1 protein-coding gene is annotated in these 239 nt (G+C 66.9%); it reads left to right on the forward strand.

Going from position 1 to position 239, the window contains the following annotated elements:
• Positions 1–239: copper resistance protein B (locus AX703_RS00025; protein ID WP_197423563.1), on the forward strand; the 239-nt coding region annotated here is incomplete at both ends.

The following is a 239-nucleotide window of genomic DNA, read 5'->3' on the forward strand; positions in this document are numbered from 1 at the left end:
CCGCCTCTGGCTCAAGAGCGAGGGGGAAGGCGAGTTTGGCCGCGGGATCGACAGCGCAGACGTCCAGGCCCTCTATAGCCGCGCCATCGACCCCTATTTCAACCTTCAGGCCGGCGTCCGCCAGGACTTCGGCCGCGGGCCCAACCGCACCTATGCGACCGTTGGCGTCGAGGGTCTGGCTCCCGGCATGTTCGAGGTCGAAGGCGCGCTGTTCCTCTCGACCAAGGGCGATGTTCTGG

Origin of the sequence: Novosphingobium sp. CCH12-A3, assembly GCF_001556015.1 — a bacterium.
In the GTDB taxonomy this organism is placed as follows: domain Bacteria; phylum Pseudomonadota; class Alphaproteobacteria; order Sphingomonadales; family Sphingomonadaceae; genus Novosphingobium; species Novosphingobium subterraneum.